Source organism: Micromonospora sp. NPDC007271, from assembly GCF_040634005.1.
In the GTDB taxonomy this organism is placed as follows: domain Bacteria; phylum Actinomycetota; class Actinomycetes; order Mycobacteriales; family Micromonosporaceae; genus Micromonospora.
The window spans coordinates 23,575-49,180 of the sequence record NZ_JBEYER010000004.1; the positions used below are offsets into that span (position 1 = coordinate 23,575).

At 73.9% G+C, this 25,606-nt stretch carries 20 protein-coding genes; 10 read left to right on the forward strand and 10 right to left on the reverse strand.

All coding sequences use genetic code 11. The annotated features are described in order from the left end of the window. The first annotated feature begins 43 nt into the window (after positions 1-43). Positions 44-2,239 carry a DUF3488 and transglutaminase-like domain-containing protein gene (locus ABZ570_RS02695; protein ID WP_358056201.1) on the forward strand — a complete coding sequence of 732 codons (2,196 nt, stop codon included), beginning with the start codon at positions 44-46 and terminating at the stop codon, positions 2,237-2,239. A gap of 27 nt (positions 2,240-2,266) precedes the next feature. On the opposite strand, the gene ABZ570_RS02700 is transcribed toward ABZ570_RS02695, so the two are convergent. Then, positions 2,267-3,169: a hypothetical protein gene (locus ABZ570_RS02700; protein WP_358056020.1), complete on the reverse strand. Its 903-nt coding sequence runs from the start codon at positions 3,167-3,169 to the stop codon at positions 2,267-2,269. Positions 3,170-3,334: 165 nt separating this feature from the next. On the opposite strand from ABZ570_RS02700, the gene ABZ570_RS02705 reads away from it, so the two are divergent. Together ABZ570_RS02705 and ABZ570_RS02710 are read left to right on the forward strand one after the other, a co-directional pair. Further along, the gene (locus ABZ570_RS02705; protein WP_358056022.1) at positions 3,335-4,009 is read left to right on the forward strand and encodes a nucleotidyltransferase domain-containing protein; all 675 of its coding nucleotides are present in this window, start codon (positions 3,335-3,337) and stop codon (positions 4,007-4,009) included. After that, positions 4,006-4,752: a nucleotidyltransferase domain-containing protein gene (locus ABZ570_RS02710; RefSeq protein WP_358056024.1), complete on the forward strand. Its 747-nt coding sequence runs from the start codon at positions 4,006-4,008 to the stop codon at positions 4,750-4,752. The genes ABZ570_RS02705 and ABZ570_RS02710 overlap by 4 nt, the downstream gene beginning before the upstream one ends. A gap of 121 nt (positions 4,753-4,873) precedes the next feature. Here ABZ570_RS02710 and ABZ570_RS02715 read toward each other — a convergent pair whose 3' ends face one another. Beyond that, positions 4,874-5,704 carry a hypothetical protein gene (locus tag ABZ570_RS02715; RefSeq protein WP_358056026.1) on the reverse strand — a complete coding sequence of 277 codons (831 nt, stop codon included), beginning with the start codon at positions 5,702-5,704 and terminating at the stop codon, positions 4,874-4,876. Between the two features lie 174 nt (positions 5,705-5,878). Between ABZ570_RS02715 and ABZ570_RS02720 the strand changes: the two genes are divergently transcribed. Then, positions 5,879-6,742, forward strand: a complete 864-nt coding sequence (locus ABZ570_RS02720; protein WP_358056028.1) for a hypothetical protein — start codon at positions 5,879-5,881, stop codon at positions 6,740-6,742. A gap of 24 nt (positions 6,743-6,766) precedes the next feature. On the opposite strand, the gene ABZ570_RS02725 is transcribed toward ABZ570_RS02720, so the two are convergent. Then, positions 6,767-7,525, reverse strand: coding sequence for an SDR family oxidoreductase (locus tag ABZ570_RS02725; protein ID WP_358056030.1), 759 nt, complete (start codon positions 7,523-7,525; stop codon positions 6,767-6,769). A gap of 120 nt (positions 7,526-7,645) precedes the next feature. Between ABZ570_RS02725 and ABZ570_RS02730 the strand changes: the two genes are divergently transcribed. Continuing rightward, positions 7,646-8,500 carry a DUF1028 domain-containing protein gene (locus ABZ570_RS02730; protein WP_358056032.1) on the forward strand — a complete coding sequence of 285 codons (855 nt, stop codon included), beginning with the start codon at positions 7,646-7,648 and terminating at the stop codon, positions 8,498-8,500. Between the two features lie 11 nt (positions 8,501-8,511). On the opposite strand, the gene ABZ570_RS02735 is transcribed toward ABZ570_RS02730, so the two are convergent. Beyond that, complete coding sequence (locus ABZ570_RS02735) at positions 8,512-9,225, reverse strand: maleylpyruvate isomerase N-terminal domain-containing protein (protein WP_358056203.1); 714 nt, start codon at positions 9,223-9,225, stop codon at positions 8,512-8,514. 64 nt (positions 9,226-9,289) lie between these two features. Between ABZ570_RS02735 and ABZ570_RS02740 the strand changes: the two genes are divergently transcribed. Then, the gene (locus ABZ570_RS02740; RefSeq protein ID WP_358056034.1) at positions 9,290-9,742 is read left to right on the forward strand and encodes a YbhB/YbcL family Raf kinase inhibitor-like protein; all 453 of its coding nucleotides are present in this window, start codon (positions 9,290-9,292) and stop codon (positions 9,740-9,742) included. A 1-nt stretch (position 9,743) separates the two neighbouring features. On the opposite strand, the gene ABZ570_RS02745 is transcribed toward ABZ570_RS02740, so the two are convergent. Further along, complete coding sequence (locus ABZ570_RS02745) at positions 9,744-10,631, reverse strand: phosphatase PAP2 family protein (protein WP_358056036.1); 888 nt, start codon at positions 10,629-10,631, stop codon at positions 9,744-9,746. An 84-nt stretch (positions 10,632-10,715) separates the two neighbouring features. On the opposite strand from ABZ570_RS02745, the gene ABZ570_RS02750 reads away from it, so the two are divergent. Continuing rightward, positions 10,716-11,399, forward strand: a complete 684-nt coding sequence (locus ABZ570_RS02750) for a DUF3159 domain-containing protein (RefSeq protein WP_358056038.1) — start codon at positions 10,716-10,718, stop codon at positions 11,397-11,399. Between the two features lie 286 nt (positions 11,400-11,685). Here ABZ570_RS02750 and ABZ570_RS02755 read toward each other — a convergent pair whose 3' ends face one another. Further along, positions 11,686-14,583: a glycoside hydrolase family 48 protein gene (locus ABZ570_RS02755; RefSeq protein WP_358056205.1), complete on the reverse strand. Its 2,898-nt coding sequence runs from the start codon at positions 14,581-14,583 to the stop codon at positions 11,686-11,688. An 855-nt stretch (positions 14,584-15,438) separates the two neighbouring features. Here ABZ570_RS02755 and ABZ570_RS02760 point away from each other — a divergent pair. Continuing rightward, on the forward strand, positions 15,439-16,935 hold the full coding sequence (locus ABZ570_RS02760; protein ID WP_358056040.1) for a GH1 family beta-glucosidase: 1,497 nt from the start codon (positions 15,439-15,441) through the stop codon (positions 16,933-16,935). A 51-nt stretch (positions 16,936-16,986) separates the two neighbouring features. On the opposite strand, the gene ABZ570_RS02765 is transcribed toward ABZ570_RS02760, so the two are convergent. From ABZ570_RS02765 to ABZ570_RS02775, 3 genes are all read right to left on the reverse strand, one after another. Then, positions 16,987-17,400 carry a roadblock/LC7 domain-containing protein gene (locus ABZ570_RS02765; RefSeq protein WP_207916605.1) on the reverse strand — a complete coding sequence of 138 codons (414 nt, stop codon included), beginning with the start codon at positions 17,398-17,400 and terminating at the stop codon, positions 16,987-16,989. Between the two features lie 8 nt (positions 17,401-17,408). Beyond that, on the reverse strand, positions 17,409-20,006 hold the full coding sequence (locus tag ABZ570_RS02770) for a nitrate- and nitrite sensing domain-containing protein (protein WP_358056042.1): 2,598 nt from the start codon (positions 20,004-20,006) through the stop codon (positions 17,409-17,411). A 175-nt stretch (positions 20,007-20,181) separates the two neighbouring features. After that, on the reverse strand, positions 20,182-21,585 hold the full coding sequence (locus ABZ570_RS02775; protein WP_358056044.1) for an FGGY family carbohydrate kinase: 1,404 nt from the start codon (positions 21,583-21,585) through the stop codon (positions 20,182-20,184). 268 nt (positions 21,586-21,853) lie between these two features. On the opposite strand from ABZ570_RS02775, the gene ABZ570_RS02780 reads away from it, so the two are divergent. Next, a complete protein-coding gene (locus ABZ570_RS02780) occupies positions 21,854-23,773 on the forward strand; it encodes a chorismate-binding protein (RefSeq protein WP_358056046.1) in 1,920 nt (639 codons plus the stop codon). Positions 23,774-23,848: 75 nt separating this feature from the next. Here the strand turns inward: ABZ570_RS02780 and wrbA are convergent, their stop codons facing one another. Then, positions 23,849-24,466: an NAD(P)H:quinone oxidoreductase gene (wrbA, locus tag ABZ570_RS02785; protein ID WP_358056048.1), complete on the reverse strand. Its 618-nt coding sequence runs from the start codon at positions 24,464-24,466 to the stop codon at positions 23,849-23,851. A 365-nt stretch (positions 24,467-24,831) separates the two neighbouring features. Here wrbA and ABZ570_RS02790 point away from each other — a divergent pair, with 365 nt between their 5' ends. Continuing rightward, complete coding sequence (locus tag ABZ570_RS02790; RefSeq protein WP_358056050.1) at positions 24,832-25,572, forward strand: YsnF/AvaK domain-containing protein; 741 nt, start codon at positions 24,832-24,834, stop codon at positions 25,570-25,572. Positions 25,573-25,606: the final 34 nt, after the last annotated feature.

Sequence of the window (25,606 nt, forward strand, 5' to 3'; positions counted from 1 at the left end):
CCGTCTGCTACGGGCCGTACCGGTGCCACTGGCGCTGATCACCATGATCGCGCTGGCCGGCGTGGCGCTGGGCCGGGTGTACGCCGACCCGCTGCTGGCCCGGCTGATCCTCGGCGCGGCGATCGGCTCCGTGCTGGTGAGCGTCGCCACCCGACGGCTGCCGTCCTGGCTGGTCGCCCCGGTGTCGGTGGCCGGCCTGGCCGGGTGGACGCTCCTCTCGCTGCGCCTGGCCGCCCGCCACGCCGCCCTGCCCGGCAGCCTCGCCGAGGTGACCGCCGACGCCGCCCGCAACGCGATCCCCCGGCTGCTGACCGCGATGATCCCGGTCGAGCCGGCACCGGACACCGTGCTGCTGCCGGTGGTCGCCGCCTGGCTGACCGGGCTCGCCGCCGCCGAGGTCGCGCTGCGCACCGGCCGGGTGCTGCTCGGCTACCTGCCCCCGGTGCTGCTCTACGCCGGCGCGATCTACGTGGTCGGTCCCAACGCGGACCCCGCCATCACGCCGACCGTCGCGTTCGCCGCGGTCGCCGCCGCCGGCCTGGCGCTGCCGTCCCACCGCGACGGCGCGGCCACCGCCGACCCGGCCGCCGGGCTGGCCCCGGCCGTACGCGCCGCGGTGCGGCTGCGCCTGCTCGCCGCGAGCGCCGCCGGCGTGGCGGTGGTGGTCGCGCTGGCCGCCCTGCTCGCCCCGCTGATGGCCGCCCAGGTCGACGACCGCCCCGTCGACCCGCGCCGCTACGTCGAACCGCCACAGCTGGAGTCACTCGACGAGAACCCGCTGATCCGCATCTCCGGCTGGGCGCTGAACCCCGACCAGAAGCTGCTCGAGGTACGCACCGAGGTCGGCGCGGCCACGCAGGCCCGCATCCGGCTCGCGGTGCTCAGCGACTACGACGGGGTGACCTGGCGGGTCGGCGCCACCTACCGCAACGCCGGACGGATCCTGCCCGCCGCCGAACCCGCCCCGGGCGTCACCACCGACACCGTCCGGCAGCAGATCACCGTCGCCGACCTCACCGGACGGCTGCTGCCCGCCGTACCGACCCCGCGCGAGGTCACCGGCGCGCGCGTCGCGTACGACCCGGCGACGGGGACGCTGATCCGCCCGGAGGGGTTGACCCCGGGCCTGCGCTACACCGTCACCTCCGCGCGGGAACGCCTCGACGGAAACCTGCTCGCCACGGCGAACGTGCCGGCCGGCGAACCGGTCGCCCGGGTGCTGCGGGTGCCCGACGGCACCCCGGAGCAGCTGCGCCGCCTGGCGACCCAACTCGCCGAGGAGAACGGCGCCCCGTACGCCCGCGCCGTGGCCATCCAGGACTTCCTCGCCGAGCACTACCGGGTCACCGCGGACGCGCCCAGCGGCCACGCCTATCCCAACCTGTCGTTCTTCCTGTTCGGCCCGCGTAACGGCGGCGGCCAGCGGGGCACCTCGGAGCAGTTCGCCGCCGCGTTCGCGGTGCTGGGCCGGCTGGCCGGCCTGCCCACCCGGGTGGTGGTGGGCTTCGCCCCGAAGGGCGACGGCCCGGTCCGCGCCGCGGACGCGTTCGCCTGGCCGGAGGTGTTGTTCGACGGCGTCGGCTGGGTGCCGTTCGACCCGATGCCCCGCCCGGACCAGGAACCCCGCCCGGTGGAGGAGGACTTCCGCCCGACCCCCGACAACCCACCTCCGTCCCAGGTGCCCGAGCCGACGGTGGAACCCGCCCCCACCGCACCGGCCGACGCCGCATCCCGCCCGTCGGCCGACCGGCGCGGGCTGAGCACCCCGGTGCTGGTCGGCGGCGGCACCGGCACCCTGCTGCTGCTCGCCGGCCTGGCCCTGCTGGCCCTGGCCGCGCTGCGCCGCAACCTGACCCGTGCCCGCCTCGAACGCGGCGACCCCGGCTGGCGCATCGCCGGCGCCTGGCGGGAACTGACCGACGCGCTGCGGCTCGCCGGCCGCCCGGTCGGCGACGACCTGGCCGCCGCCGAGGTGGCCGAACAGGCCCGCCGCACCCTGGCCGACGCCCTCGTGGCGCGGCCCGGGGAACCCGATGCCGGCGCGGTCGACGGGGCGCCCGGCGAGTTGGCCGGGCTGCTCAACCAGGTCGCCTTCGCCCCGCACACCACCACCCCCGGCCAGGCGGACCGGGCCGCGGAACTGGCCACCCGCTACGCCACCGCACTGCGCGCCACCCGCCCGTGGTGGCGGCGGCTGCTGTGGAGCGTCCACCCGGGTCCGCTGCGCTGGCGCCGCTGACCGCTTGCGGGATGCGGAGCATCTCGGTCAGTCCCGCCGCAGCCGGCCCGTCTCCTTGCCCTGGGCGTCGAGAAGTACCAACGTCTTCCCGTCCAGCCCCGCCCGCCGGGCCGCGAAAAGCCATGAGCCCACCGACACGTTGTCACAACCGATCAGCGTGCTCGGCCCCATCGTGGCGAGGAACGCGCCCTCCGGTCCGGCGACCCACCGGCCACCCTGGCCGTTGCACCCGTCGGAGCCCCGCCACTCGCCGTCATCGCGCAGCTCGACGTACGGCTCCTTCTGCCACGGCCACCTCCGGCCGTCGGCCGGAACCCACCGGCCCAGCAGCGTTTCCCGGGGTGCTGGTGTCAAGTTCCCGGGCAGGGCGGCGGCCGGGGCGAGCGCGCGCCGGACCTCGTCGGTGACCTCGGGTGGCTCCGCCAGGGCGGGCAACAGGTTCGGCCCCGGGGTCGGCCGGGCGCCGGGCAGCAGCCGGGCCACGCGCATGCCCTGACTGTCGAGGAGGACCGGGCTGTCGCCCTCCACTCGGAAGGCGACGGCCCGACGCAGCCACGCATCGGCGACCTGGGCGTCGGACCGGCAGCCCCGGCCGTCCCGGGCGGCGGTGCGGCCCGGCACGTCGGCGAGGAACAGACCGTTGGCATCGGCCCGCCACGATCCCATCAGCACCGCGCAGGGGCCGAACAACAGCAGATCGTTGGACGTGTCGGCGGCGAGCCGCAGGACGGTGTCCTCGCCGCCGTCGACCTCCGCCAGCTTCCAGGAGCCGATCAGCGCGACCGGATCCACCTGCGGCGTTCCGGCCGCGGCGGGTCCGGTCTCGACGGCCTGGCCCCCGCCGGCCGGCTCCTGCCCGACCCGCTCGCCGCAGCCCGTGAGCAACGCCCCGACGGCCGTTACCGCGACGAGGTATCTGATCCGGCTCATCCTCTCCCCCATTCGGTCGGCCGCCCGCAGTGCTGGTGCCCGGACTGAGGTTTGGACGCGCCACCACGGTCATCGGTTGCCTGGCACCGGGACCTGGGCCACACCGGGTGTACGCCCGGGAAAAGATCATGCGTGCCGCGCGGCGCTTGGGTAGCGTTGCCTGGCGTGATCGAGCTCGTCGAACGGCACACCGCCCTCGCCGTCGTGGTCGGGTCACGGGCGTACGGGCTGCACGGCCCGGACTCCGACTACGACCGGCGTGGCGTGTACGTGGCGCCGACCCGCGCCTTCTGGCGCCTGGACAAGCCGCCCACCCACCTCGACGGGCCGGCGGCGGAGCAGTTCTCCTGGGAGTTCGAACGCTTCTGCGTGCTTGCCCTGCAGGGCAACCCGACGGTTCTGGAGGTGCTCTGGTCCCCGCTGGTCGAGACGATCACCGCGGACGGGGAACAGTTGCTGGCGGCGCGGCGGGCGTTCCTGTCCCGCCGGCTGGCCGAGACGTACGGCAGCTACGCCCGGGATCAGCTCAACCGGGTGGCGGCCCGCCGCGAGCGCACCGGCGAGACGAATCACAAGCAGGCCATGCACATGATCCGGCTGCTGGTCGCCGGGGCGCACGTGCTGCGTACCGGGGAGATCCTGGTCGACGTGCGGCACCTGCGCGACCGGCTGCTCACGGTACGGCGCGGCGAGCTGCCCTGGGACGCGGTCACCGCCTGGGCGGCGGATTTGCTCGCCGAGCTCGCCGACGCGGCCACCACCACCGCGCTACCGGAACAGCCCGACCGGGCTGCCGTGGACCGGCTGCTCACCGCCGTACGGGAGAGGAACCTGCGGTGACCGTCGAGGTGCCGCCGTGGGCCGCCGAGGCCGCCCGCGCTCTGCCCCGTCCGCTGCTGTTCGCCACCGTCAGCGGTGCACACCTGTACGGGTTCGCGTCCGTCGACTCCGACCTGGACCTGCGGGCCGCGCACCTGCTGCCAGCGGAGGAGGTGGTCGGGTTGCGCACCGGGCCGCAGACGCTGCAGCACACCGGCGTACGCGACGGTGTCGAGCTGGACGTGGTCAGCCACGATCTGCTGAAGTTCGCCAAGCTGTTGAACAGCCGCAACGGGTACGTCCTGGAGCAGCTGCTGTCGCCGCTGGTGGTCGTGACCACCGCGGTGCACGCCGAACTCGCGTCGCTGGCCCCGCGACTGATCACCCGTCACCACGCGCACCACTACCTCGGATTCGCGGCCACCCAGGAGAAGCTGTCCGCCAGGACCGGGCGGCTCAAGCCCGCGCTGTACACGCTGCGGGTGCTGCTCACCGGAATCCACCTGATGCGGACCGGCCGCGTCGAGACGGACCTCGGTGTGCTCGGCGCGAGGTTGGCGTACGTGCCGGACCTCATCGCCGCCAAGCGGGAGGCCGAGCACGGGCCGCTCCCCGCGGGCGCCGCGGAGCGGCTCGCCACCGACGTGCCGCGGCTGCGCGCGGAGCTGGAGGCGGCCCGGGACACGTCGAGGCTGCCCGACCACGCGGACCCGGCAGCCGTGGACGCCCTGCACGACCTGGTGGTGCGTACCCGCCTGGACTGAGCCCGCCGACCACGAACAGGATGGCTCGGCCACTGGCCGGCTTGCCGCGCCCCGGGGCGGTCGGGCGGCGGGTGGCGAAAGAGCCGCGCACCACACCACCGTCCGCACTCGATGCGGCTGGTCAGTCTGCGGCCACGGCGACCTCGTGACGTCGCGAAGCGAGGACTGCCAGCCCGTACGCGCAGCTTCCCGGGCTGGCGAGGAGCGCGACCAGTGCGACGGCCGGTTGGACGTGGCCTTCCTGGGCCAGGAGCAGCTGCGCCGGCCCCTGAAGTGCGGTGCTGGCGCACCCGACCCAGGTGACCAGCCAGCCAAGCTGTGGCCACGAGGGCGAGACGTGCGAGGCGAACGGAGCGACGAACGCCGCGACGGCGAGAGCTCCGGTGACGGCCAGGACGGTACGTTGCGCGAGTGATTCCATCCCCTGGGGTCCAGCGCTCCCGGGGCCGACCAGACCCCAGTAGAGCATCGCCGCGCCGAAGGGCAGCATCCCGAGCGCACCCGCGACTGCTGCCCACCGGACCGGCGGCCGTGGTGGCGCCGCGAAGAGCCGGCCCCACCGACCCAGGACATACCGCCGCAGAAGAATCGCCAGCGCGACGGCCAGCAGGCCGAAACCGCCGTACACGACAGCGAAGACCCACCCTTCAAGGTCGCCTTCACCACCCGATGTCACGTCATGCTGGACCACCAGCTGAAGGGCAACGCCGAGCGGAAGCCCGAGCAAAATGGGAGCCAGCAGGCCGGCGGCACCGACGGCGAGAACGAGGACAAGCGACGCCGGCGCTCGCCGTCCCCACGGACGGGTCAGCCCAAGCGCCAGCACCCCGGCCAGCACGACCAGCAGCACCGTGATGACGTTCCCCGCAATCATGCGGTCGCTGCCCATCTCCGCGGCGCTCGCTCCCCGCCGCATGCCGACGGTCGACCCGCTCAGCCAGAGCAGCTTCAAGGACACGTACGGCAGGACGGCCAGGACGGCCAGCCAGAGGGCGCCCTGCTGAGCACGCGATCGGGTCATGCCTCGATCCTGGGTTCGAGCTGGTCCCGGCACCATGGGGGGAGACCCTGACCGCCCCCCTGATCTGCCACTGACCCAGGAGCGGCTGTGTCTACAGTGGTGATCGTGGGCGCGGATGCCGAGATCTTCGTGTTCGACTACGTGCGCTACCGCGACGAGGTCGTGCCGGCGCTGGTGGACCTGCTGCGCACCGGTGAGCCGGTGCCGTGGCTCGGCGAGGTGTTCCGGTCCGCGACCCCGATGGGCGAGTACGGCTACGACGTCGTGTGGCCGCGGTTGGCCGCGCGGCTACGGGAACGGCCCACGGATCTCGCCCGCTACTGCACGTGGCTCGGCCGCGACCTGCGCTATGTCGGGGGCCGCCGAGTGGACCGGGCCGCCGGCGAACAGCTCGCCTGCCCGTCACTCACGTGCCCGGAGCGGGTGCGATGCCGTTTCCATCAGGATGCCGACCGGCATGCCGTCGAGGCGTTGACCGCGCTCCACGAGGCGCTGGTGGCGGTGCGCTGCCTGGGGCCAGCCCAGTTCCTGGGCCGTACCATCACTCCCGACTTCTACCTGCCGGCGCTGGAGCGTCACAGCGTGCCCGCCAGCGACCCGCTGCGGCACCTGCTCGCCGCGCTCGCCACGCGCGGCGCGGTGCTGGGTTACCAGTTCGGCGTCACGGAGGGAATTCACGGCTGGTTGACCGTCGCGGAGACCGTCGAGCTGGCGGCCCGCCTCGACCGGCTGGACCTGCCCCGGTACGAGCCGACCTTCGCTGCCATGGCCGATCGGTCGAAGCGCGCCGCGCGCTCGGCAAGCGAATGGCACGACCTGAGCCTGTCGTTCGTGCGGACCGTGGCCGCGATCGCGGTCCGCGCCGACCAGGCGGTGCTGTGGGGCAATGACGTGTGCCCGGATGTCTGGCGAAAGTGGCTCGGCGGATCCGCCAGCGATGACGGCAGCAGGCTCGGCACGGTACCGTGACCTGCCGGCGACTCGGAGCGGCTCCTACCGATCGGCGGCGCGCAGCTTGCGGACGAGCTTGCGCAGGCCGGCCTGCCAGCCGTCCGGGTCCTCCGCGCGGCGGCGCGCGTACCCGGCGACCTCGGGGTGCGGCAGGATCAGGAACCGTTCCTCGGCCAACCCGACGATGGTGGCCCCGGCGACCTGGTCGGGGGTGAGCACCGCGCCGGAGGCGGCGATCACCCGGGCGCCCAGGTGTCCCACGGCGAGTCCGTCGGCGAGCATCGGGGTGTCCACGCCCTGCGGGCAGAGCGCGCTGACCCGGATGCCGGCGTCCCGGTAGGTGATCGACAGCCACTCGGCGAAGCCGACCGCCGCGTGTTTCGTCGCCGTGTAGGGGGCGTATCCGACGGCGGTCAGCACCCCCGCCGCGGAGCAGGTGAAGAGCAGGTGCCCCGAGCCGCGGCGCAGCATCGCCGGCAGCACCGACCGGGCGGCGTACACGTGGGCCATGACGTTGACCTGCCAGGACCGTTCCCAGTCGGCATCGGGGGCGTCCACTCCCCCGCCGGTGGCCACCCCGGCGTTGGCGCAGAACAGGTCGATCCGGCCGTACCGCCGCTCGGTCTCCTCGACCAGCGCACGGACCTGCGTCTCGTCGGCGACGTCCACCCGCACGCCGTGGGCGACGGGCCCGATGGCCTCGGCCACCGTGCGGGCCGCGTCGGCGTTCAGGTCGGCGAGGACGACCGCGGCGGCGCCCTCCGCGGTGGCCGTGGCCGACGCCCGCCGAGCGTGGGGCAAGCCGCCGGAGGCCGCCGCGCCGCCGTTCTGACCCCGGCCGTGTGGCGGGCACCCCCGCGGCCGTTCTGCTCGGCCGCACGGCGGACACGACGGCGCCCACCCCGGCGCTAACATCCGCGAATGACTTTCTCGATTGTCGCCCGCTCCGCCGACGGCCGCCTGCACGGCGTCGCCGTGGCCAGCAAGTTCCTCGCCGCCGGCGCGCTGGTCCCGGCCGCGGAGGCCGACGTGGGCGCCGTCGCCACCCAGGCGCACGTCAACCTGGCCTACCGCGCGCAGGGGCTGGCGCTGCTACGCACCGGAGTCGCCCCGGCGGACGTGGTCGCCGGCCTGACCGCCGCCGACCCGGGCCGCGACGACCGGCAGCTCGGGGTGGTCGGGGCCACCGGCGACGGCGCCACCTGGACCGGGCCGCGCTGCCACCCGTGGGCCGGCGGCCAGGCCGGGGACGGCTGGGCCACGCAGGGCAACATCCTGGCCGGCGCGCACGTCATCGACGCGATCCGGGACGCCTGGCTGGGTGGCGCGGAGCTGCCCTTCCCGCAGCGGCTGCTGGCCGCGCTGCACGCCGGCGACCGGGCCGGCGGTGACCGGCGGGGCCGGCAGAGCGCCGGTCTGCTGGTGGTGCAGCGCCGTGGCGGTTACGCCGGCAGCGGCGACGAACTGGTCGACCTACGGGTCGACGACCATCCCGACCCGGTCGCCGAGCTGGGTCGCCTGCTCGACATCCACACGATGCTCTTCGGCCGGCCCGACCCGGCCACGCTGCGCGATCTCACCGGCCCGCTCGCCGACGAGGTGGCCGCGCTGCTGGCCGCCGGCGGGCACCCGGTGGGGACGGCCGGCCTGGACGACGCGCTGGCCTCCTGGGCCGGCGTGGAGAACCTGGAGGAGCGCCTGGTTCCCGGCCGCATCGACCCGATCGTGCTGGACCATCTGCGCCGCACCGCCCCGGCCGAACGCGCCGACGGCTGACCCGCCGACGGTCAGCCGCTGAAGGACAGCCAGCGGAAGTCGGCCCGCTCGACCAGTGTCCGCTCCCGGTCGGTGAGCGCGGCCCGCCCGGTGGCCTTGCGCACCAGGGTCAGCGGATCCCAGCCCAGCCCGTCCGGCACCGGCCGGCCGTCCGACAGCAGGTCCGCCACCACCTCGGCCGCCGTCGGGGTCAGCCACGGCTGCCGGGCCAGCGCGTCGGCCAGGTCCAGGCCGTGCACCCCGACCTCCACCACCCGGGTACGCAGGAACTCGGTGAGCGTCATCGGGTCCCCGTGCCGGGTACGCACCAGCCGTCCCGGCGGCTGCGCGGCGACCGCCGCGTCGGTGGCTCGCCAGGCCCGCGCGAAGCCGTCGGCCACCTCGCGTACGCCGGGCAGCGCGCGTGCCTCGCGGCGGGCGCTGTCGATCCGGGCGCTGTCCACCTCCGGGGTGAACTTGGCCGTCCCGAAGTAGGTGGCCGCGTCCACCTCGGCCCGCTGCGGGGCCGGCGCGGCGAGCATGTCGACCAGCCGTCCCACGCCGGTACGCACGTGCGCGAGCAGGTCCCGCACGGCCCAGGGCGGGCAGGGGGTGGGCCGGTCCAGGTCCGCCTCGTCGAGGCCACGCAGCACCTCCTCCAGCCGCGCGCACTCGTCCCGGAAGGCCATGCGTACCATTTCCACTTCCGCCTCCCCCGTTCGTTGCCGGCCGGGCCAGCCTGCCATCCCGCCGTTTCGTCGCCGCCGGGCCGGGTACGCGCCGCGGGACGAGGAGAGGAGGCGCCGCACGATGGCCGGCATCATGCTCCGCAGTACCGCCTTCAACGACCACGACCTGCTTCCGGGGCGTTTCGCCCGGGAGGGCGGGAACGTCTCGCCGCCGCTGGAGTGGTCCCAGGTGCCCGACTCGGCCGAGGAGCTGATCCTGTTCGTCGAGGACCCGGACGCCGGGAAGACGCCTTTCCTGCACTGGCTGGTGACCGGGATCTCGCCGCAGTCCCGCGGGGTCGGCGAGGGCGCCGTGCCCGAGGGGGGCCGGGAGTGGCCGAACGGCTTCGGCACCACCGGGTGGGGCGGCCCGCACCCGCCGCAGCACGAGGACCCGCACCGGTACTTCTTCCGCCTCTACGCCCTCGAGCGCCCGCTGGAGCTGCCGGACGCGCCGCAGGTCCCCGACGTGCGCCGGGCACTGACCGACAAGGAGATCGCCAGCGGCACGATGGTGGGCACCTTCTACCGCTGACTCAGCCCTTGTGGCGGGGCACCAGGCGGTGCACGACCGCCAGGACCAGCGCGGCCACCACGGCGATCGTTCCGGCGATCCCGGCCGCGCTGCCCGCGTACCCGACGAAGAGCGGACGGCGGGTGAGCTCGTCGGCGGGGATGTCGGCGAGCCGGGCCAGCCAGGACAGCGCGAGCCCGGACGCGACGAGCGCGAGCGCGCCGCCGAGGCCGAGCACGGCGGCGGCGCCCCGGTGCGCGTCGGCCGAGGAGCTGGCCGCCCGTTCGCGCTGGAAGACCAGCAGCAGCAGCCCGGCGACCGCCGTCCAGCCCCCCACCAGCAGGTACGCGGCGACAGCGTCGCTGGGCCGGTGCCACCCGGCGGAGAGGGTGGCCACGCCGGCGGCGGCCGCGTAGCCGGCGCCGAGGAACGCTCCCAGCGCCCGTACCTTCGGGGGCAGCACCAGGATCAGCGCGACCGCCACCGACGCGGCCACCGTGGTGTGCCCGCTGGGCAGGCTGTTGCCGGCCGCCGCGCGTTCCGGGTCGATGCCGAGGTCGGGGCGGGCCAGGTGGTACTTGAGCAGCTGGGTGCTGAGGTTCGCGCCGGCGATCAGCAGGGTCGTGGTGACCGCGAGGGTCTTGCGGTTGCGGATCAGCGCGATGAACCCGATCACCGCGGTCGCCGCCAGCAGTGACACCACCGACATGGCGTTGAGGATCCGGTTGACCGGCCCGTCGATGCGATCCTGGCCGATCCGGTTGCCGGTCAGCGCGACCGTGTCGATCCACTGCCCGAGCGCGGTGTGCACGGCGATCCGCCAGAGCAGGAGCAGCGCGACGGCCTGGGCCAGGGCCAGCACGACCAACCAGACCGCCGTCCAACCCCTCGCCGTCTCGCGCACCCGCACAACTTAACGGCCGAGGGGCTGCCGCGCGCGTTGAGCCGCCGTGGCGCGGATAGGTTGGGGAAGGCGAGCGGAGGAGGTGGGCGGGTGACCAGCACGCCGGAGCGGCAACGGCCGACCCGGGACCGGCCGGAGTCCCTGGCGGACCTGCTCGGCGGGCGGCGGGGCGCGCTGGACGCGACGCTGCCGCCGGTGGCGTTCGCGGTGGGTTGGCTGGCCGCCGGGCTGTGGGGTGGGGTGGCCGCCGCGGTGCTGGCCGGGGCGGCGGTGGCCGGCTGGCGGCTGCGGCGCGGCGACCGCCCACGCTCGGTGCTGGTCGGTCTGCTCGCCGTCTGCGTGGCCGCGCTGATCGCCCTGCGCACCGGTCGGGCCAGCGACTTCTTTCTGGTGCAGCTGCTGTCCAACGCGGCCAGCGCGCTGGCCTGGGTGGTGAGCATCGTGGTGCGCTGGCCGCTGCTGGGGGTGGTGGTCGGCACGGCGCTGGGCCAGCGCGGCCGGTGGCGGCGAGATCCGGCGCTGCTGCGCGCGTACGGCCGGGGCAGCTGGGTGTGGGCGGCGACCTATGTGCTGCGGGTGGTGGTGTTCGTGCCGCTGTGGCTCGGCGGTCAGGTGGTCGCCCTGGTGGTGGCCCGGGTGGCGCTGACCTGGCCGCTGGTCGCGGCGGCGCTGGCGGTGAGTTGGCTGGTGATCCGGCGGTCGCTGCCGGCCGGGCATCCGGGCTTGCGGCACCCGGCCTTGGCGTCCGATGCGGACGGCGGGCGGGGAAATTGAAAGAGAGGCCGCCACGGGGGGAGCGGCCTCTCCGGTGAAATACGTTACTCCCTCCACGGCCCTCATGTGATCCCGTAAAGGCCGGTTTTTCGCAGGCGTTTTCGCGGCAACTTCGTCTACGGACGCATGGGTGGGCCGGCACGTCCGCTGCGTCGTCCGGACGGCCGACCCACCCGGCCTGACCGTGGGAATCAGGCCGTCCACCGACCGGTCCCACTGCGTTCCCCCTTCGGCCCGGTCGGCCTCCGCCACGGGTGGGCCGGCCACCCGTGGCGGAGTGGTCACCTCACCCGGCGGGGAAGTAGGTGCCGTAGTCGGCGTACGCCATGGCGACGTCCGCCTGGGCCCAGAACCGGTGGTAGTTGAACGTCGGCGCGGGCCCGCCCTTGAGGTACGCGTCGACCTTCGGCCAGTCGGGGTCGTTCTTGTAGAAGGAGCGGATGTCCAGGAAGCTCTTGCCCGCGGCGATGGCGTCGCCGTTGGGCATCTTGCCGGTCCAGCCCGACGGGACGTAGAGGCCCTGGCCGGTGCTGGAGTTGTAGACGTCGTCGAAGCGGTTGTAGTCCTCCCGCGTCTCCGGCCGGGAGACGCCCTTGGCGTCGGTGGCGGCGGAGAGCGCGTCGAGCAGCCCCTTCGCGGTGTTCTTGGCGGCGGTGTTGCCGGACCTGGCCGCGTACGCGATCAGGGTCCGGGCGTACGCGGCGGCGACGCCGACGTCCTGGCCGCCCTTGGTCACCGTGACGTGCAGGTTGGTGTTCGGCTGCGGGTTGGTCGGGTTCCAGGTGTTGGGCTGGCCGGTCCACTGCAGGTCGGACGGGATCGACCAGTTGGTGCCCAGCGTGGTGTTGGCGATGGCCCAGGGCACCCACTTGTCCAGCAGCGCCTTGGCCTTGGTGTTGCCGGTCTGCAGGTACAGCTCGGCGATGCGGTGCATCGACCAGGCCTGCATGCCGAACCACTGGTTGGACGGCGGGTCCCGGTAGACCGGGGCGACGTCGTAGAACATGCCGTAGAAGGTGGGGGTGCCGGCCGGCGGCTGGGCGTAGCTGCCGTCCCAGCTGTTGGTGGCGCCGCCGGCGATGCCGCCCTCGGCGGACTGCAGCCAGGTGTAGAACTCCAGCTGCCGGTCGAAGCTCTTCTGCCAGTCGGCGACCGCGGTCGCCGACTGGGGCTTGAGCTCGGGCACGTTGGTCAGCGCCCAGGCCGCGAGCGGGTTCTGGTAACCGAAGTGGTTGTGGCTGGAGCCGATGCGCCACGACCAGTTCTGCGACGTGTCGTACGCGCCGCCCCAGGCGTAGTACCAGGAGAGCAGGTAGTGCGCCGAGTCGCGGCCGGTGCCGGCCGGACAGGTGGTGGGACCGACGCAGTTGCCGATCTTCTTGAAGTACTTGTCGAACAGCGAGTAGCGCAGGTAGTCGCCCATCTTGGCGGCCTTGGCCACGGTGGCGGCGACGTCGGCCTGCTTGCCCTGCGCCTTGGCCCAGGTCAGCGCCCAGTAGGCGGCCTGCACGGCGCGGGCGTCCGCGTCCGGGGCGTTGGTGTACTTCCACTGCTTGGCCGGGGCGTTGGCTTCCTTGATGAACAGGTCGAGATAGCCGTACTGACCGCCGTGCTTGAAGGTGTCGCAGGTCGGCTGCGGCACGGTCTCCCACACCGACTCCTGCGGACCTCGCTGGAAGGTGTTGATGTAGGCCGGGCGGGTGGTGCCGTCGCCGCAGCGGCCGTAGCCGTACCTGTTGTCGACGTCGAGCAGCCAGTGCATGCCGTAGATGTCGCCGGTGCCGTAGGTGGACTGCAGCTCGTTGCGCAGCGGGTCCTGGCCGACGGGCACGTCGGGCTGCAGCTGGGACGGGTACTGGCTGGGCTGGTTGTACTCCGCCGCGTACTGGGGGGTGCCGGGGGCGCCGGCCGTCGGCTGGTCGGAATGATTCGGAATTATGTATTTCTCCATCACCGTCCAGGCGTTGTTGAACGGTGCCCAGTTCTGGGTGACCCGGCCGTACTGCGCCTCGAGCCAGATCCAGAAGCTGAACGCCTCCGAGGTGGTCTCGTGGCCGTGGTCGGGGGCCTCGACGATCAGCGTCTCGATCGAGTGGTACGGCACGCCCTCCGGGCTGAAGTAGCCCGAGTTCTTGATCTTGTTGTACTGGTCGAGGAACTTCTTGAGGTAGTCGTTGTCCCCGCCGGGCACGTCGTTGTCGATCTCAGTGACCGTGATCGTCGCGGGGGTGTGGCCGGCGGCGGAGGCGGTGACCGTCGCGGTGCCGCTGACGGTGTCGGCGTCCTCCGCCGCCGCGACGGTGACCGTGGCGCCGGTGTTCCAGTTGGTCGGCGTCAGGGTGACCGTGGTGGGCGAGACGCTGATGTCGGTGTCGCCGCTGCGGGTCAAGGTCACCGGGACGTTGCCGCTCGGCGCGGCGCTCAACTTCAGGTTGAAGGTGGCGCTACTGCCCTCGTTCACGCTCAACGCCGACGGGGTGGCGACCAGGGCCGGCCCGGTGGCCGGGTTGACCGTGAAGGACCTCTCGGCCACCGCGCTGGCGCCGAGGTTGTCGTACGCCTTGGCCTGCACCGTGTAGCTGCCGGCGGGCAGGCTGTCCAGGGTGTAGGCGTACGGGGCGGTGGTGTCGGTGTTGACCAGCAGGCCGTTGCGGTAGAACTCGACCTTGCTGATCGTGCCGTCCGGGTCGCTGGCGGTGGCCGTCAGCGGCACGTTGGCCGGCGCGACGAACGGCCCGGCCGGCACCTCGAGGGCGACCGTGGGCGGCTTGTTGGCGGGGGCGCCGTTGCAGGTGACCCCGTTGAGGGTGAACGAGGTGGGCTTCGGGTTGCTGCCGGAGTAGGCCCCGTTGAAGCCGATGTTGGTCGTGGCGCCGGTGCCGAGGCTGCCGTTCCACGACTCGTTGGTCGCGGTCACCTGGTTGCCGGACTGGCTCCACCTGGCCGACCAGCCCTGGGTCACGCGCTGGCCGCTGTTCGGGAAGGTGAACTTCAGCGTCCAGCCGTTGACCGGGTCGCCCAGGTTCCTGATGTCGATGTTGGCGGTGAAGCCGTCGTTCCAGTCGTTCGTCACGTACGTCACGTCGCAGGCCGGGGCGGCCTGCGCGGCGCCGGCCGGCAGGGCCACCCCGCCGATGGCGACGGCGGTGGCGGCGAACATCGCCATGCGGCGACGTCTGGCCATGAGTCTCATGTGCGCGGTGTCTCCTCGGACCGGGCCGGGACCGTGCGGCCCCGGCGGGGCGCCTCCACGCGCCGACGGGCGGAGCGGGGGGACGGAAGCGCCCGGGAAGGTGGTCGACCCGGTCGTACCGGGGATCGCAGGCGCCGCACCGGGATTACCGGGTGCCCTCGGCGACCCACGCTCGCGCGAACTGGCTCCGTGTCTGGTGGGGAGAGTGTGACATGGAAGCGCTCCCACCACAACGCACGGCCAATCAGCCACGTCCATGTTTCGATCTCGTTCAGGGGCTTTCACAAACCGGTGACGGGCGTTACAGTCGCAAGCAACGCCGATGGGAGCGCTTCCATCGACCGGTATGTAAGTCCGAGTTCGTTGGGGAACCCACCGTGTCCCCAACTCGTCAGGCCAGGAGGCTGACGACGGGCCAGCCCGGACACCGCCGTCAGCCATCACCCACCGGCATGGAGGGAGGTGGAACCAGAGCCACTCGCGTGGCCCGGCTCCCGCGCGACACGCACGACAAGAACGCCAATTCCGCTCGTGCGTGTGTGCACCACTCGTGGGGACGGGGGTTGCCCTCCCCCGTCCCCACACATTAGACCCCGGTTGTCGACGGGAAAAGAGGCCGACGGGACAGGCGCGAGCGCCGCCCGATCGGCCTCCTTTCGCTATCTGCCCCGCCTCCCCGCTCGCCCCGCGCCCCCGAGCGACACCCACGCCACTCACCACCGGCCGCCACCCGCACCCGGTCCGCATGCTGGACCGTGATCCACCCACGGGAGGCGGCCGGCCACGCCTGACCTATGCTGGGAGCGCTCCCGGCCAGGGTGGCCAGTCACTTCGAGGAGATCGTCCATGTCGCTACTCACCCGACGGCGCCTGCTCCGCCGCGCCGCCCTCTCCGCGACCGCTGCCGGCGCGGCCCGTGCCGGGCTCGCCGGCGCCGGCGCGGCCGGGACCGGCGCGTCCACCGCCGCCCTCGTCGCCGGCTGCGACGCCACCCCCGACCCCGACGGTGACGCGGCCCCGCACGGGCCGCTGCGCTTCCCGCCCGGCTTCCGCTGGGGCGCGGCCACCTCCGCGTACCAGATCGAAGGTGCGGCCAAAGAGGACGGCCGCGGCGCGTCCGTCTGGGACACCTTCAGCCACACCCCCGGGCGCACCCGCAACGGCGACACCGGCGACGTCGCCGCCGACCACTACCACCGCTACGCCGAGGACCTCGACCTCATGCGGGACCTGGGCCTGCACAGCTACCGGTTCTCCATCTCCTGGTCACGTGTCCAGGCCGACGGGTCCGGCCGGCCCAACCAGCGCGGCCTCGACTTCTACCGCCGCCTCGTCGACGGGCTGCACGAGCGGGACATCTCCCCGATGGCCACCCTGTTCCACTGGGACCTTCCCCAGGCGCTGCAGGACGCCGGCGGCTGGGAGAACCGGGACACGGCCGAACGCTTCGCCGAGTACGCCGACATCGTCTTCCGCGCCCTCGGCGACCGGGTGCCGGACTGGCTGACCATCAACGAACCGAAGACCGTGGTGCAGAACGGCTACATCTGGGGCCACCACGCGCCCGGCCGGCAGGACCCCGACGCGGCCTACCTCGTCGCCCACCACCTCCAGCTCGCCCACGGCCTCGCCGTACGCGCGCTGCGCGCCACCGGCGCCAAGACCCGGATCGGCCCCGCGCTCAACCTGCACCCCTGCTACCCCGCCGACGACACCGCCGAGGCGGCCACGGCGACCCGGCTGTACGACGGCTACGAGAACCGGCTCTACCTCGACTCGATCCTCAAGGGCGCCTACCCGGAGGATGTGCTGGCCGACCTCGGCCCGGACAGCCGCCTGGCCCGCGGCATCCGCGACGGCGACCTGAAGATCATCTCCAGCCCGGTCGACCTGCTCGCCGTGCAGTACTACACGCCCATCTACGTCACCGACCAGGGCGACACGGTACGCAGATGGCCCACCTCGGAGGCGAGCTGGCAGCAGCTCTACCCCGAGGGGATGTACGACATCCTCACCCGGGTCACCCGCGACTACGGCACGATCCCGCTCACCATCACCGAGAACGGGCTGCCCTGCCCGGACACCCTCGCCGCGGACGGCACCGTCGACGACGCCACCCGGATCGACTTCCTCCGCGACCACTTCGCCGCCGCCCACCGGGCGATCCGCGACGGCGTGCCGCTGGAGAGCTACCACGTCTGGTCGCTGCTGGACAACTTCGAGTGGGCCGAAGGCTACGACCAGCGCTGGGGCCTGGTCTACGTGGACTACCCGACCCAACGCCGGGTGCTCAAGCGCAGCGCCCACTGGTACCGCACCGTCATCCGGGACAACGGCCTCTAGGCTGTCCGTGGCCCGGCCGGGGCACACCGCCGCCGGCCGGGCCGTCCCCGCTCAACGGGGCAACGCCTGCTGCAGCTCCGCCCGCAGCGCCGGGGTGAGCATCTCCCCCGCCTGCTTGGCCAGCCGCGCCATCTCGTAGCCGACCACCCCGATGTCGGCCTCCGCGCCGGCCAGCGTCGCCAGGATCGAACCGTCCCGGATCTGCATCACCAGGAAGTAGCCGCGGCCCATCTCCACCACGGTCTGCTTCACCACGTCCCCGTCGAACATCTGCGCCGCGCCCGCGGTGATACTCATCAGACCCGAGGTCACCGCGGCCAGCTTGTCCGCGTGGTCGCGGGGCAGGTGCGCCGAGATCGCCACCAGCAGCCCGTCGGAGGAGACCACCACGGCGTGCGCCACCCCCGGGACCCGCTCCGCGAACGCGTTCACCAGCCAGCTCAGGTCACGTGCCTCCTGGCTCAACGTCGTCGTCACTCTTGTCCCCCTTCGTTGGGCACGCCCGCGGGCGGCATGAACACTTCGGTGGTCTCCTCGGCCTCGGCCTGTCGCACCCCACGGTAGAAGCGGGCCAGCATGCCGCCGGCCGCCTCCGGATCCGGCTCGTGACGCGGGGCCGGCACGTCCGGGCGGGCGGGCTGGGTGACCGCGGCGAGCTGGGCCATCGGCACCCGCACCGGAAGCCCCCGCTCGTTGGTTCTCGCGCTGGGCGGTGCCGCGGGCGACGACGGCACCGGCCGCGCCGCCGCCGACGGGCCGTGGCGGCTGAACCAACCACCCGCGGCGGGCGCTCCGGCCGCCGGGGCCAGCACGTCCTCCGCCCGCACCGGCACCGGGCGGGCCGGCCGCGGCACGGTCGGCGCGGATCCGGCAGGCGCAGATCCGGCCGGCGCACCAGGGCGCACCGCCGCCGGCGGCGCCTCCGGACGGTGCCCCGCCACCGGCAGCCCCACCCCTGGCGGCACCGGCGAACGGCCCGCCGCCGGCAACCCTGTCCCCGGCGACGCGGGCAGCCCGCCCGTTGCGGCCAGCCCGAACCCGGGTACGGCGGACCGGCCGCCGCCGGGCGCCGGCCGGGACCCCGCGGCGACGTGCGGAGTCAGCAGCCGCGGCGAGACCCGCGGATCCAGTTCGACCGCCGGCGCCGGCGCCAGCAGCGCGGCCGGCAGCCGGATCGACGCCGCCAGTCCCTCGCGGCCACCCCGCAACCGCACCTCGACCCCGTTCCGGGCCCCCAGGTGGCTGACCACGAACAGACCCATCCGCTCGGAAGCCGCCACGTCGGCCGCCGCCGGCTGGGCCAGCAGCGCGTTCGCCTCCGCCAGAGCGGTCGGGCTCATGCCGAGCCCCTGGTCGACGATCTCCACCAGCGCGCCCGGCCCGTCGGACCGCGCCAGGACCTGCACGACCGTGTCCGGCCGGGAGAAGGCGGTGGCGTTCTCCAACAACTCCGCGAACAGGTGCACCAGATCGCCGACGGCATGCCCGACGACGTACAGGTCGTCGCGGGTGTCATGGCGGATCCGCTGATACTGCTCGATCTCCGCGCTGGCCGCGAGCAGCACCGCGCCCAGGCCGACCGGCTGGTGCCACCGCCGGCTGGACTCCGTGCCGGCCAGCACCAGCAGGCTCTCATCGTTACGCCGCATCCGGGCGGCGAGATGGTCGAGCCGGAACAGGTTCTCCAGCTGCTCCGGGTCGCTCTCCTCCCGTTCCAGCTCGTCGAGCAGCTCCAGCTGCCGCTCGACCAGCACCTGACTACGCCGGGCCAGGTTGACGAACATCGCATTGACGTTGCGCCGCATCAGCGCCTGCTCCACCGCGACGTCCACCGCACTGCGGTGCACCGCCACGAACGCCTCCGCCAGCTCCCCGATCTCGTCACGCGAGCGGACCACCGCCGGCGGCACCTCGATCGCGCCGACCGCCCGGTCCACCGTGCGCAGGCGGTCCAGCGTGTGCGGCAGCTCGACCTGCGCGATCCGCAACGCCTGCCCGCGCAGCAACCGCACGGAACGGGCGAGGGAACGCCCCACCAGCAGCGAGATCAGCACCGCGACCAGCAACACCGCGACGATGCCGCCGACCACCAGCAGGGTGGTCCGCAGCTGCCGGGCGCTGGCCCCGTCGGCCCGGCGTACCGCGTCGCCGAGCACCTCGATCTCCACCTCCCGCAACAGCCCCTGCCGCAGCTCGCTGGCCGCCCACCACTGCGGCGCGGGCAGCACCGCCGGTTCTCCCGTGGCCGAGGGCAGCGTCTCCTCCTCCAGCGCCGCGGCCGACGTGAACGCCGGATCCCGCGAGGCCTGGTCGTAGCGGGCGACCTGCTCCGCGGTCGCCGCGACCCGGAACGCGCCCAACGCGGTCAACTGCTGGGCCCGCAGGTCGGTCAGGGTGGCCTGGTCGTCGACCTCGTACCGGCCGGCGCGGGCCGCCGCGTAGAGCTCGGCGCGGATCCGGGAGGAGAACTCCTTGACCCGGGCCAGCTGCACGTAACGCAGCACCGCGTCGGTGAGCGCCCGCTGGTCGTCGCCGGGCGACGGCTCGGCCAGCAGGTTGAGCAGGGCGGCGATGGCCCGGTGGTAGCTGCTGAGGATGGTGTCGCTGCTGAGCACCGCCGGCGGGATCGCCGAACGGATGTAACCGATCTGGTCGTACGCCTCCAGGACCTGCGAGTACGCGACCCGCCAGCCGGCGTCCGCGTCGGCCAGCGGCTCCGCCGCCGTACGCAGCTCGGCGAACGCCTGATCGGCGGCGGCCTGCAACGGCTGCAACGCGGTCACCGCCGCGTCCCGGTCGGCGCTGCCGCCCGTGCGACGCAACGCGGCCAGTTCTCCCGCCGAACGGTCCCGCTCCTGCTGCAACCGGTCCACCACCGCGGTGATCTGCCGGCCGATGCCCACCTGCCGGGCGAAGTCGCTCAGCGCCGTGGTCTGCCCCACCAGGCCCCGGGTCTGCACCCCGGCCAGCACCAGGAACGCCAGGGACGGGATGACCAGTACGGTGACGAGCTTGGTGCGCAGCCGCCAGTCCCGCAGCCACAGGCCCGAATGCCGCCGATGCGGCACCACCCGACCACCCGACCGGTGTGGACGCGAGCCCGGTCCACGAGCTGGGTCGGGACCTGCCCCCACGCTGTTCCCTCCTCGGTCCCCCTCGACTGCACCAGCGACGCCGGTGGCCCAGTCCATCCAACCAGGCCGGTGGGCGGTGTCAACGGGCCGAATGGTCGCGCGACCAGGAAGGTCAGCGCGGCACGGCGTCGCCGGCCGTTTCCGGCGCGTCCGGCTCGTCCGTCCGGCTGATGCCCCCGAGATGCGCCGCCTCGGCGATCCGGCCCAACGCCACCAGCGCCGCACCGGTCGCCCCGACCTCCGGATTGCGCTGGTGACGCACCGTACGCGGGGCCAGGGCAGCGGCGAACGCCCGACGCCACCAGGCAGAGGCGGCCATCGCCCCGCCGCCGAGCACCACCTCGGTCGGACGGTCCAACCCGGACTCCAGCACGGCCAGGTCGTCGGCGACCAGGCGGCACAGGCCGGTCATCAACCCGGCGAGCAGGTCGACCGCGGTGGTGCCGAAGCTCAGCCCGCGCAGCTCGCCGCAGCCGGCGGGCGCCAGGCCGGGCGGCCGGTCGCCGCCGAACCGGGGATTGGCCAGGATCCGCAGGTCCCCGGCCGCCTGGGCCAGGGCCGCCTCCAGTTCGGCGCCCGCGGGCAGGCGCAGCTCGCGGTTGGCCCAGGCGTACAGGTTCCCACCGCTGGAGTACGCCGCCCCGGTCACCACGTGCTGGTGGTCGACCCGGTACCGCCACAGCTGCTCGGCCAGTGGCGGCAGCTCCGCCCCAGCCGGCGCCGTTTCGAGCAGACGTACCGCGGCGGAGGTGCCGACGGTCACCGCCGCCCGGGACGGGTCGACGCAGCCGGAGCCGACGTTGGAGGCCGCGCCGTCGCCCACCGGGTCGGCCCAGCGGGCGCCGGCCAGTTGCGGCCAGCGCCGGGCGTACCCGGGGCGCAGCCGGCCGCACCACCCGGGCGGTGCCAGGGCCGGCAGCTCCCCGGCGCGGACCCCGGCCAGGTCGCACGCCTCCACGTCCCAGTCCGCCCGGCGCAGGTCGAGCAGCCCGGCGCCCGAGGCCATGGACACCGACATCGGCGCGTCGTCGAGCAACGCACCCAGCACGTACTCGGCCAGCCCGACGAACCGGGCGACCCGTCCGCCGGTCCGCTCCCGCAGCCACGGCAGCCGGACCGTCCAGTAGCAGCGGTGCCACCAGGTGCCGGTCCGCTGGTGGAACGCCGCCGCGTCGTCCGGCCCGTGCGCCCCGGTCAGCGGCTCCGGCCGGGTGTCCAGCCAGGTCAGCACCGGGCCGAGCGGCTCGCCGTCGCCGCCCAGCGGCAGCACCGAGTGCCACTGCGCCGAGGTCGCGACCAGCTCGATGTCACCCAGGTGGCCGCCGGCGGCCAGCTCGTCCAGGCAGTCCACCAGGCACGCCAGGTAGCCGGCCCCGTCCAGCGTGCCGGTGCCGTCCTCGCCGGTGGCCAGCCGCACCTTCCGCCGGGCCAACGCGCCGCCACGCGGACCGGCGTCCACGTCCAGCACGACTCCCCGCACGGAGGAGGTGCCCAGGTCGAGCGCGAGAATCTTCATCGCCGCCAACGTACCCGCCGGGCGGGGCGTCCAAGCCAAGATCCGCGCCTGCCGGGGCAGCCGTCCCCGGCGATCAGGTTCCCCGCGTCGTCGCCATCCCGTACAGTGATCACCATGCTCGCGCAGCTGTGCTCCTGGTGGCCCGCCGACCCGGCGGCCCACCCCCGCGCGTAGCTTCCCCACGCGGCCGCCCCACGAGGCGGCCGCCGGTCTCTCCCCGGCATCCCGGGTCGCCCCGCCGGCGGCCACCGGCCCACCGAGGAGACCGATGACCAGCCCGCACGACCCGCTCGCCGCACTCACCGCCGGCGCCGACCCCGGCCCGTTCGCGCTCATCCGCCGCGCGGACGCCGACCACCTCGACCTGCTCACCGGTACGGTACGCACCGCCGAACAGCTGGCCGACATCCCGCTGCCCGAGGGCGGCCCCGGACCACGCACCCTGGCGCTGGTGCCCTACCGGCAGATAGCCGAACGCGGGTTCGCCTGCGTCGACGACGGCGCCCCCCTGGAGTGCCTGCTGGTCGAGGGGCACCGGCGCATCCCCCTCGCCGAGGTGGTGGCCGCGCTGCCCGACGCACCCGTGGTCACCCGGGACGCGGCGTTCGACCTCACCGACGCCGAGTACGCGGCGACCGTCGACCGGGTCCTCGCCGAGGAGATCGGCCGCGGCGAGGGGGCGAACTTCGTCATCCACCGCTCCCTGCGGGCCACCGTGCAGGGCGACCCCCTGGCCGCGGCCCTGGCCGCGCTGCGCCGGCTGCTGCTGCGCGAGCGGGGCGCGTACTGGACGTTCGTCGTGCACACCGGCACCCGGATCCTGGTCGGGGCCAGCCCGGAACGACACGTCAGCGTCGACGACGGCCTGGTCATGATGAACCCGATCAGCGGCACCTTCCGGCACACCGGCGCATCCGCCGACCGCGCCGCCCTGCTGCGCTTCCTCCACGACCCGAAGGAGGTCGAGGAGCTGTACATGGTGCTCGACGAGGAGCTGAAGATGATGGCCACCGTCGCCGAGCACGGTGGCCAGGTCGTCGGGCCGTACCTCAAAGAGATGGCGCACCTGGCACACACCGAGTACCTGCTCGCCGGACAGTGTTCCCGGGACGTCCGGGAGGCGCTGCGGGAGACCATGTTCGCCCCCACCGTCACCGGCAGCCCGATGGAGAACGCCTGCCGGGTGATCGCCCGCCATGAGCGCACCGGGCGCCGCTACTACGCCGGCGTGCTCGCCCTGCTCGGCCGCGACGCCGAGGGCCGGCAGACCCTGGACGCGCCGATCCTGATCCGCACCGCCGAACTCTCCCCCGCCGGCGAGCTGCGGGTGCCGGTCGGGGCGACCCTGGTCCGGCACTCCACCGCCAGCAGCGAGGTGGCCGAGACGCACGCCAAGGCGGCCGGGGTGCTCGCCGCGCTCGGTCTCGGCCCCGACGCGCCGCAACCGGGCCCCGGCCCCGCCGTCCGGCTCGCCGACGACCCGCACGTACGCGCCGCGCTCGCCGCCCGCAACGCGCCGCTGGCCCGGTTCTGGCTGGACCAGCGCACCCCGGGCGCCACCGCACTGCCCGGGCTCGCCGGCCGCCGGGCGCTGATCGTGGACGGCGAGGACACCTTCACCGGGATGCTCGCCCATCAGCTCGGCGCCCTCGGCCTGGCCGTGACCCGCCGCGACTGGTGCCGTCCCGGCCCCGTCGGACCGTACGACCTGGTGGTGGTCGGCCCCGGACCGGGCGACCCGAACGACCTGGCCGAGCCGAAGATGGCGGCGATGCGCGCCCTGCTGGCCGGGCTGCTGGCCGGCGGCCGGCCGACCATGGCGGTCTGCCTCGGCCACCAGCTGCTCGCCGGACTGCTCGGGCTGCCCCTGCGCCGCCGCGACGCGCCCTACCAGGGCCTGCAGCGGACCGTACCGGTGTTCGGCGTGCCCCGCCGGGTCGGCTTCTACTCCAGCTTCACCGCCCACGCCGACGCGGACCGGGTGCCCACCGCGTACGGGCCGGTCGAGCTGTCCCGGGATCCGGACGACGGGGCGGTGCACGCGCTGCGCGGGTCCGGCTTCGCCGGCGTGCAGTTCCACCCCGAGTCGGTACTCAGCCCCGACGGCATGGCCGTGCTCGCGGACCTGCTCGGGCACCTGCTGGCCCATCCGGCGCTGGCCGGGCGTGGACCGGCCGATCACGGGTAGGGCGGAAGCGACCGGTGGTGCGGGCGGGTCCGAGAGCCCCCGTCCGACCACCGGTCGCCAACCGTCGGTCCGGTTTCAGCTGGCCAGGCCCCGCTTCAGCGCGGCGCCGATCTGCACCGCCCGCCGGGCGGTCAACGCGGTGGCCGCCAGGGCCAGGTGATCCGGGGCGATCTCCCCGTTGTTGCTGGTGTGCGAGGCACCGTACGGGTTGCCGGCGACGAACTGGCTGGGGTCGGTGTAGCCAGGGGTCACCACCACGCCGCCCCAGTGGTAGACGACCGTGAACAGCGACAGCAACGTCGCCTCCTGCCCGCCGTGCAGGGTGGCCGTCGAGGTGAACGCGCTGTAGACCTTGTTGGCCAGCGCGCCCTGCGCCCAGAGCGGGCCGGTGGTGTCGATGAACTGCTTGAGCTGCGCCGCGATCATGCCGTAGCGGGTGGGTGAACCGAATATCACCACGTCCGCCCAGGTCAGGTCGTCGGGCTGGGCCTCCGGCACGTTCTGGGTCTGCAGGTGGTGCGCCTCCCAACCCGAATTCGAGCGGATCGCCTCGTCCGGCGCCAGTTCACGCACCTTGCGCAGGCGTACCTCGGCCCGGGCCTCCTCGGCCGCCTCGCACGCCGCCTGCGCCATCTGGTAGGTAATGCCGGTCGCGCTGTAATAGATCACCGCGGCCTTGACCTGGCCAGCCATCAGACGTTTCCTCCTCGGTGCCGGATGAGCGCCCGCGACTACCCTTTGCACGCCTCCACAAACGCCACCGCTCGCGCTCCTCGAACGGTTTGCCGTAGCTCAAAAACAGCTCAAAATTTGCGCAATTTCCTTGCCGAACCGCTGACCGCACACCAGACACCGGGGATCCTGGTCGCACCGGGTCCAGGCAGGCCCACCGCCTGACACCGGGGACCTGAACGGGGGATCGCGCTCCGCCGGCAGCGTGGCTGGCGTAGCGCGATCAGGCCTTTCCGCTCCTTCTCCTCCTATTCGTCCGACTCCACCGGCATGCCGTCCGCCCCGGCGGGGATCCTCTCCATGACCCGTGAGAGGAAGGACGAACGATGCGACTGACCGAACAGCAGATCCGCTCGCTGTACGGGCAGGACGTCCAGGACCGCTCGGGCGCGAGAATCGGCGACGTGGGCCAGGTCTGGGCCGACGCCGCCGGCGAGCCCACCTGGGTCAGCGTGCGGACCGACGTCCCGGGCCGCCACGAATCGATGGCCCCGCTGCACACCGCCCGCTTGCAGCAGGGCCGGGTGCAGCTGCCGTACGACAGGACCACGGTCCGCACCGCCCCAGCGGTGGAGAGCGGCACCGACGAGCCGCTGGGCGTGGACCAGCTCACCCCGCTCTACCGGCACTACCAGCTGCCGGCGCGGAGTGCGGCCCTGCAGCCCGAACCGTCACCACGACGGCCGTCGGGCCCACCGGAGATGATCCGCTCGGAGGAACGGCTGCGGGTCGGCACCCGGCGCGAGCCGGTCGGCACGGCCCGGCTGCGCAAGCGGGTGGTGACCGAGAACGTCCACACCAGCGTGCCGGTCCAGCACGACGAGGTGACCGTGGTCCGCGAACCGATCACCGCGGCGGATCGCGGTGACGTCCGACCCGGGGCCGGCGAGGACCAGCGCGAGCTGGTGCTGCACGCCGAGCACCCGGTGGCGGTCAAGGAACGGGTCCCGGTCGAGCGGGTCCGGCTGACCAGCCACGAGGTCGCCGAGGAGCGACCGGTCCACGGACAGGTCCAACGGGAGATCGTCGAAGTGGACGTGCCGGAGCAGGCGCGCCCCACCGGCTGACCGGCGGCACCCCGGGCGGGCGGGCCCTTGCCGC